The organism is Kitasatospora sp. MY 5-36 (assembly GCF_001182915.1).
GTDB lineage: Bacteria > Actinomycetota > Actinomycetes > Streptomycetales > Streptomycetaceae > Kitasatospora.
Window position 1 is genome coordinate 1 of sequence record NZ_LFVW01001349.1, and the last position, 810, is coordinate 810.

Sequence of the window (810 nt, forward strand, 5' to 3'; positions counted from 1 at the left end):
GGTGGCGGTGGAGCCGGCGGCGGGCGGGGTCGCCGGGAGGGCGAGCGCGTCCGCCGCGCCGGTCCCGGTGAGCGCGGCCGCCGCCAGCACGGCGAGGGCGACGGCGCGGCCCGTGCGCTGCTTGAGGGCGGGGAGCGTGAGGTGACGGGTCGGGTACATCGGTGACTCCTTCGAGTGCATCCCGTGCCCCGGGGCGGCATACGAATGCCCGGGTACGGGAGGGGGTGGGATTCGCCGGGGGTTTCACCGGCTGGTCGTCAGCGTTGCACGGCCGGGCCGCCGACTCCTACGCTGCGCGATCAGATGGTTACTCATTCGTATGCAGTCGGGTATGCGTGTGCTCCGAGCTGCGGATATGCACGGGCCGAAGGAGAGGGGAGCGGACGGATGCCGGACAGGAGAGTCACCGGGCCGGAGGCGGAGGGCGTCGGAGCCGGGCCGTCGGCGCGGGTGGAGCTGGCGCGGACGCTGCGCGAGTGGCGGGCCCGCGCGGGGGAACTGCCGCAGAAGACGGTGGCCCGGCGGCTCAACATCGCCCAGACCACCGTCTCCCGCTACGAGAGCCCGGACGGCCGGCACCCGGCGCCGGAGGCGGCAGTCCGCGCGCTCTGGTCCTGTTACCGGTTGGCGGAGGAGGACCTCGACCAGGCGCTCGCCCTGCGCGCGCGGGTGGACGAGGAGCTGCGGGCGGGGGCGGCATCCGCCAAAGTGGCGGCCCCGGTGCCGGTGGCGGTGGTCGCGGTGGCGGCAGGAGCGGCCGTGGGTGAGGCGGTGGTGGCCGCCGGGGCCGGGGAGCCGGCGGCGGCCCCG

Annotated in this window: 1 protein-coding gene; it reads left to right on the plus strand. The window is 76.3% G+C overall.

Annotated elements, in window-relative coordinates; translation table 11 throughout:
- Nucleotides 1–387: 387 nt before the first annotated feature.
- Nucleotides 388–810: helix-turn-helix transcriptional regulator (locus AE652_RS42375; protein ID WP_049661577.1), on the plus strand; the 423-nt coding region annotated here is incomplete at its 3' end.